Origin of the sequence: Bradyrhizobium sp., assembly GCF_016462955.1 — a bacterium.
GTDB lineage: Bacteria > Pseudomonadota > Alphaproteobacteria > Rhizobiales > Xanthobacteraceae > Bradyrhizobium.
On sequence record NZ_JAEMSD010000330.1, the window covers coordinates 1 to 6,190 of the forward strand.

The 6,190-nt window shown below is 65.2% G+C and carries 7 protein-coding genes and 1 pseudogene; 4 read left to right on the forward strand and 4 right to left on the reverse strand.

The annotated features are described in order from the left end of the window. Window positions 1-302: pseudogene (locus JHD07_RS26945) on the reverse strand (malate dehydrogenase); the annotation flags it as partial. Between the two features lie 261 nt (window positions 303-563). Continuing rightward, window positions 564-1,751: a cell division protein ZapE gene (gene zapE, locus JHD07_RS26950; protein WP_291627568.1), complete on the reverse strand. Its 1,188-nt coding sequence runs from the start codon at window positions 1,749-1,751 to the stop codon at window positions 564-566. Window positions 1,752-1,921: 170 nt separating this feature from the next. Here zapE and JHD07_RS26955 point away from each other — a divergent pair, with 170 nt between their 5' ends. After that, complete coding sequence (locus JHD07_RS26955) at window positions 1,922-2,176, forward strand: type II toxin-antitoxin system VapB family antitoxin (protein WP_291627570.1); 255 nt, start codon at window positions 1,922-1,924, stop codon at window positions 2,174-2,176. Next, entirely contained in the window at window positions 2,176-2,580 is a 405-nt protein-coding gene (locus JHD07_RS26960; protein ID WP_291627572.1) for a type II toxin-antitoxin system VapC family toxin, read from the forward strand. The genes JHD07_RS26955 and JHD07_RS26960 overlap by 1 nt, the downstream gene beginning before the upstream one ends. A gap of 16 nt (window positions 2,581-2,596) precedes the next feature. Here the strand turns inward: JHD07_RS26960 and thpR are convergent, their stop codons facing one another. Together thpR and JHD07_RS26970 are read right to left on the reverse strand one after the other, a co-directional pair. Beyond that, complete coding sequence (thpR, locus tag JHD07_RS26965; protein WP_291627574.1) at window positions 2,597-3,133, reverse strand: RNA 2',3'-cyclic phosphodiesterase; 537 nt, start codon at window positions 3,131-3,133, stop codon at window positions 2,597-2,599. Between the two features lie 174 nt (window positions 3,134-3,307). Beyond that, window positions 3,308-3,943, reverse strand: coding sequence for an arylesterase (locus JHD07_RS26970; protein WP_291627576.1), 636 nt, complete (start codon window positions 3,941-3,943; stop codon window positions 3,308-3,310). A 55-nt stretch (window positions 3,944-3,998) separates the two neighbouring features. Between JHD07_RS26970 and JHD07_RS26975 the strand changes: the two genes are divergently transcribed. Together JHD07_RS26975 and JHD07_RS26980 are read left to right on the forward strand one after the other, a co-directional pair. Continuing rightward, a complete protein-coding gene (locus JHD07_RS26975; protein WP_291627578.1) occupies window positions 3,999-4,718 on the forward strand; it encodes an ABC transporter ATP-binding protein in 720 nt (239 codons plus the stop codon). Next, on the forward strand, window positions 4,715-6,190 hold a 1,476-nt coding region (locus JHD07_RS26980; protein WP_291627579.1), incomplete at its 3' end, for an FtsX-like permease family protein. The genes JHD07_RS26975 and JHD07_RS26980, both read left to right, overlap by 4 nt.

Here is a 6,190-nt window from a genome sequence, read left to right on the forward strand (position 1 = left end):
TCCATGACCTTGAGGTTGATGGAGAGGAGGTCGTCGCGGCTCATGCCGGGCTTGCGCGGCACGCCGGCAGTGACGATGCAGACCTTGGCGTTGTCGAGCGCTTCGTAGGAGTTCGCGCCGGTGTAGTGCGCGTCGAAGCCGTCGACCGGCGAGGACTGAGCGATGTCGAGCGCCTTGCCCTGCGGCACGCCCTCGGCGATGTCGAACATCACGACGTCGCCCAGTTCCTTCAGGCCGATGAGGTGAGCCAGCGTCCCGCCGATCTGGCCTGAGCCAATCAAAGCAATCTTGTCGCGCGCCATGTGAACCTGTCCTTCAGACACGTAAGGAGGGGAAAACTGAGACGGGTGGTTATCCCTTTCGCCTCCCTCGTTCAAGTCGCCGGATGCCCAATTGTCGGGCTTGGCGCGCTTCCGGCCAGCGGAGCGCAACTCCGTCATGCCGGGGCGTGCGGAGCATGAACCCGGAATCCATGGGGTCACGGAGTTGGTGGTCTGATGGATTCCGGGCTCGCGACTTCGTGCGCCCCGGAATGATACCGACGAAAGCCGAGAGAATAGAACTTAAGTCTCTACCAGGCCCTTGGTCGAGCCGCTGGCGGTGGAATCCTTGCGGCCGTGGGCCAGCGCCAGATAGGATTCCGAGCTCATCTCGATCAGGCGGGAGGCGGTCCGCTTGAATTCCATGGCCTCGACCCCCTCATGGGCGAGGTACAGCGAGATCGGATTGGCGTCGGCCGAGGCCATCAACTTCACCGCATTGTCATAGAGCGTGTCGATCAGCGTGATGAAACGCTTGGCGGCGTTGCGCTGGGAGACGTCCATCACTGGAATATGGTCGACCAGGATGGTGTGATAGTCGTGCGCCAGCCTGAGGTAATCTGATGCGCCGAGCGGCTTCTCGCAGAGATCGGCGAAGGTGAACCGCGCCACGCCATGGGCCGAGCACGGCACGTGCAAGGTGCGGCCCTTGATGGCGATGTCGCGCGACTTGCATTTGGCGTTGCCGGTCATCTTGACCCAGGCGCGGTCGAGCGCGGCGTCCGCGTCGCCGTCCGCCGGCGTCAACCACATCGGCACGCCCTGGAGCTTCTCCAGCCGGAAGTCGGTGCGCGCATCGAGCCGCGCGACGTCCATGTGGTCGGTGATCTGCTTGATGAAGGGCAGGAACAGCGACCGGTTCAGGCCGCCCTTGTAGAGATCGTCGGGCGCGACGTTCGAGGTCGCGACCACGACGGTGCCGAGCTCGAACAATTTCGCGAACAGGCGTCCGAGGATCATCGCGTCCGCGATGTCGGTGACATGGAATTCGTCGAAGCAGAGCAGCCAGCTCTCCTCGAAGATCGCGGTTGCGGTCAGCGCGATGACGTCGGCGTCGGCGATCTCGCCGCGCGCGATGCTCTGGCGATAGTCGTAGATGCGCTCGTGCACGTCGGCCATGAATTCGTGGAAATGCGCGCGGCGCTTGTGCTCGATATCGGAGTGCTGGAAGAACAGGTCCATCAGCATGGTCTTGCCGCGGCCGACCTCGCCATGGATGTAGAGCCCGCGCGGCGCGTCGTCCTTGTCGCCGCCGCCGAACAGGCGGCTGAGCAGGCCCTGCTTGCGCCTGGGGCTGTAGTTCGCAAGCCTGAGGTCCAGCGCCGCATAGGCCTCGGCGACCTCGGCCTGCGCAGCATCAGGCTCGATCGCGCCGGAGGCGACCTGGCCCTGATAGGCTTCGCTGAAGGAGGAGCTGGGGGTGGAGAGCATGGCCCTTTACCGCCAGAAACGGACGGAAATTGCAACCGCGTGTTGGCGCAACGGCTTATGCGCTGCCTTCCAGGGAAAGCGTCCATGACGAGTGACGGGGTCCATCGTCCAAATGAACCTTGCAGCGTCCCGAGGTAGATTATACCTATTTAGGAACAAAGGAGCCATGAATGGCGCTAAGCATCAAGGACCCCGAAACTGAGCAATTGGCGCGAAGTCTGGCGCAGTTGACGGGCGAGAACATTACGACTGCGACCAAGCGTGCCATCGAAGAGCGATTGCGCCGGCTCAACGCTCAAACGCGCAAGGACGCGCTGCTCGAAGATTTGGCCGAAATCAGGCGACGCTGGAGCCAGATGCGCGTCTTGGACGACCGCACGCCTGAGGAAATTCTCGGATACGACGAGCATGGATTGCCGCGCTGATGGTGATCGACACGTCGGCGATCGTGGCAATCGCTCTCAACGAAGCTGATGCCGGCGATATTGAGCGCTTGATTGTAGAAGACCAGATCCGTTTGATCTCTGCAGCGACTGTCGTTGAAGCGACTATGGTGATCGAGACCCGGCTTGGCGAAGCGGGAGGGCGTGAGTTCGATCTCTGGCTCGTCAAGTTGAGCGCCGAGATCGTTGCCGTCGATGCCGTGCAAGCCGATGCAGCGCGGCGGGCCTGGCGGCGCTACGGAAAGGGACGACACGCCGCAGCGCTCAACTACGGTGATTGCTTTTCCTATGCGCTGGCTATGACCCGCGGCGAACCCTGGTTGTTCAAAGGCGGGGACTTCGCAAAGACCGACATCAGGCAAGTAGGCGCGGGGCTGCCGCGGTAACGTCGCCGAGTTGGGCCTACTCGCACAGCTCGTAGGCGTCCTCGACCACATACGGGCCGCCGCCGGTGGAGGCGCGCGAGGAGAACAGCACGAAGCGCTCGGCCATGAACGCCTTGCTTGGAAAATAGCCGCGCAGCGACAGATAGTCGGCGACGTCGCGGTCGGAGGCATCGTGCAGGCGGGCCAGCGTGACGTGCGGGATGAACTTGCGTCCTTCCGGATCGAGGCCGATCCGCTGCATCATGCGTTCGAGTTCGGCCTGCAATTCCATCAGCGGCTTGCTCGGCGCGATGGTGGCGACCACGGCGCGCGGCTTGCGGCCGCCAAAGCTCGTGAGCCCCTGCACCTTCACCTCGAACGGCTTGCGGTCGACGCGAAACAGCAAGGAGGCGATCTCGTTGGCGGAGGCGCCGTCGATATCGCCGATGAAGCGCAAGGTGACGTGATAATTTTCGGGATCGATCCAGCGGGCGCCGGGGAGGCCGCCCCTCAAGTTGGAAAGCGAGTGGCCGATCTCGGCCGGGATTTCCAGACCCGTGAACAAACGCGGCATCGTTTCGCACTCCCGATGCTTGGGTACGGCCCTCGAGACAAGGACCATATCCAAATTAGAGCCGGCGACGAATCACCGGTACCCTGATTCCTATCGCAGTTGTGTGACTCTGCGAAGCATCGCTGGCCTCACTCCGGTAAAACCCTGGGAATTAGGGTTAGCGCTGCCTGGTTTTCAACGCCGCTGCTCAGCGATCGTGCCGATGAATGCCTCCACGGTGGGCATGATCTTGCCGACGATCACGTCGACGCCGGCCGCAGTCGGATGAATGCCGTCACCTTGGTTGAGCTTGGCGTCGGCGACAACGCCCTCGAGGAAGAACGGATAGAGCGGCACGTCGAATTGTTTCGCCACATCCGGATAAATCGAATTGAAGCGCGCGGCGTAGTCGGCGCCATTGTTGGGCGGCGCCAGCATGCCGCACAGCATCACCGCGATCTTGCGCGCCCTGAGCCGCTGGACGATGTCCGCGAGCGCGGCGCGCGTCACGCCGGGATCGATGCCGCGCAGCGCGTCGTTGGCGCCGAGCTCGACGATGACGCCATCTGTTCCCTCTGGCACCGACCAGTCGAGCCGGTCGCGGCCGCCGGAGACGGTGTCGCCGGACACCCCGGCATTGATCATCTCGATCGCTATGCCTTTGGCGTGCAAGGCTTTTTGAAGCTTCTGGGGAAACGCTTCCTGGGCCGCCAGGCCGTAACCGGCGCTCAAGGAATCGCCGAGCACGACGAGCTTGACCGGCTTTGTCGCCTCCGCCCAGGCCGGGTGCGCTATCGTCATAAAGCCGAGCATCAACACGGCTATGTGCATGAACAATCCGTAACGCCTCTCGACCCCGCGTGCGGAGTTGCCATATGACCGGACCATGGACACTCGCATCGACCCCTCTTCGCTCGCCGCCACCGCGGACACCATCGCCATCTCCAACGTCAACCTCTCATTGGGCACGGGCGCGGCGCGCGTTCACATCCTCAAGGATATCAGCCTGCGCATCGGCCGTAGCGAGACGATAGGCCTGATCGGCCCTTCAGGCTCGGGCAAATCCACGCTGCTGATGGTGATGGCCGGGCTGGAGCGCCCTGATAGCGGAGAGGTGGTGGTCTCGGGCACGCCTTTCAATGCCCTCGACGAGGACGCGCTGGCCCGCTTCCGCGGCCGCCAGGTCGGCATCGTCTTCCAATCGTTCCACCTGATCCCGACCATGACGGCGCTGGAGAACGTCGCCGTGCCGCTCGAGCTTGCCGGCAATCCCGATGCTGCCAAGCGCGCGGCGCAGGAGCTGCAGTCGGTCGGGCTCGGCGACCGCCTGCATCATTATCCGACGCAGCTGTCCGGCGGCGAGCAGCAGCGCGTCGCGCTCGCCCGCGCGCTGGCGCCCGATCCCACCATCCTCGTCGCCGACGAGCCGACCGGAAATCTCGACGAGACCACCGGACAGCAGATCGTCGACCTTCTGTTCAGCAAGCATGCCGAGCGCGGCATGACCCTGGTGCTGGTCACGCACGATTCCTCGCTGGCGCATCGCTGCGATCGCGTCATCCGCCTGCGCTCGGGCCGCATCGACACCCAGTCCGCGCCGGCATGAGCGCAGCGGTCGAGCCCTTCGCGAAGCCGAACGGCATCGCGCGGTCGCTGCGTTACGCCTTACGCGAATTGCGCGGCGGCCTGCGCGGCTTCTACGTCTTCATCGCCTGCATCGCGCTCGGCGTGATGGCGATATCAGGCGTCGGCTCGGTGTCGGCGAGCCTGTCCGACGGCCTTGCCCGCGAGGGCCGCACGCTGCTTGGCGGCGACGTCTCCTTCGTGCTGTTCCAGCGCGAAGCAAAGCCCGAAGAGGTCGCCTTCCTGCGCTCGCGCGGCACGCTGTCGACCGCAGCGACCTTGCGCGGCATGGCGCGCTCGGCCGACGGCAAGCTCGCTCTGGTCGAGATGAAGGCGGTCGATGGTTCCTATCCGATGCTCGGCAAGCTGAAGCTGGCGCCGCAGCTGGAGATATCCGATCTGCTCGCGGAGCGTGACGGCGCCTTCGGCGCCGCCGCCGATCCGACGCTGCTGAGCCGGCTGTCGCTGAAGGCCGGCGACCGCGTCACGATCGGCAACGCGACGTTCCAGATCCGCTCGACCGTCGAGACCGAGCCCGACAAGCTCGCCGGCGGCATCGGCTTCGGCCCGCGCTTTCTGATCAGCGAGGCGGCCTTGCGCGCCACCGGCCTGATCCAGCCCGGCAGCCTGGTGCGGTGGGTCTACCGGGTCAAGCTGCCCGATGCCGCAAACAGCGAGCGCGCCACCGAGACGTTCATCGCGGACGCCCGCAACGCCGCGCCGCAGGCCGGCTGGGAGATCCGCAGCCGGTCCAACGCTTCGCCGCAGCTGGAACGCAACATCAGCCGCTTCACCCAATTCCTGACGCTGGTCGGCCTTGCCGCGCTTCTTGTCGGCGGGGTCGGTGTCGCCAACGCCGTCAAGAGCCACATCGATCGCCGGATCGAGGTGATCGCCGCCTTCAAGGCCGTCGGCGCCACCGGGCGGGACGTGTTCGGCATCTATCTGGCGCAGGTGATCCTGCTGGCCGCGATCGGCTCGGTGATCGGCCTTGCGCTCGGCGCCGCGCTGCCCTTCGCCATCGTCGGCCTGTTCGGCAAGCTGTTGCCGCTGCCGGTGGTGCCGGCCGTGCACGTCGAGGAGCTCGCGCTGTCCTTCGTCTACGGCCTGCTCACCGCGCTGGCCTTCGGCCTGTGGCCGCTCGGCCGCGTCCACGACGTGCCGGTCGCCGCGCTGTTCCGGGACACAATCAGCTCGGAATGGCACCGGCCGCGTCTCGGCTATCTCGTCTTCATGGGCGTGGTGATCGCGCTGTTGATCGCCGTGGTGATCGGGCTCTCCTTCGACAAGCGCATCGCCGCGGTGTTCGTGGCCGCCTCGATCGTTGTGTTCGCGCTGCTCCGCGGCATCGCCGCCCTGCTGATGGCGACCGCGCGACGGCTGCCGCGGACGCGGCTGCCGATGCTGCGGCTGGCGATCGCCAACATCCACCGGCCGGGCGCGCTGACGCCCTCG

Bases quoted from the DNA above. Each gene is read 5' to 3' on its own strand.
- zapE (WP_291627568.1), bottom strand. From the start codon at position 1,751: ATGCTCTCCACCCCCAGCTCCTCCTTCAGCGAAGCCTATCAGGGCCAG.
- JHD07_RS26955 (WP_291627570.1), top strand. From the start codon at position 1,922: ATGGCGCTAAGCATCAAGGACCCCGAAACTGAGCAATTGGCGCGAAGT.
- JHD07_RS26960 (WP_291627572.1), top strand. From the start codon at position 2,176: ATGGTGATCGACACGTCGGCGATCGTGGCAATCGCTCTCAACGAAGCT.
- thpR (WP_291627574.1), bottom strand. From the start codon at position 3,133: ATGCCGCGTTTGTTCACGGGTCTGGAAATCCCGGCCGAGATCGGCCAC.
- JHD07_RS26970 (WP_291627576.1), bottom strand. From the start codon at position 3,943: ATGCACATAGCCGTGTTGATGCTCGGCTTTATGACGATAGCGCACCCG.
- JHD07_RS26975 (WP_291627578.1), top strand. From the start codon at position 3,999: ATGGACACTCGCATCGACCCCTCTTCGCTCGCCGCCACCGCGGACACC.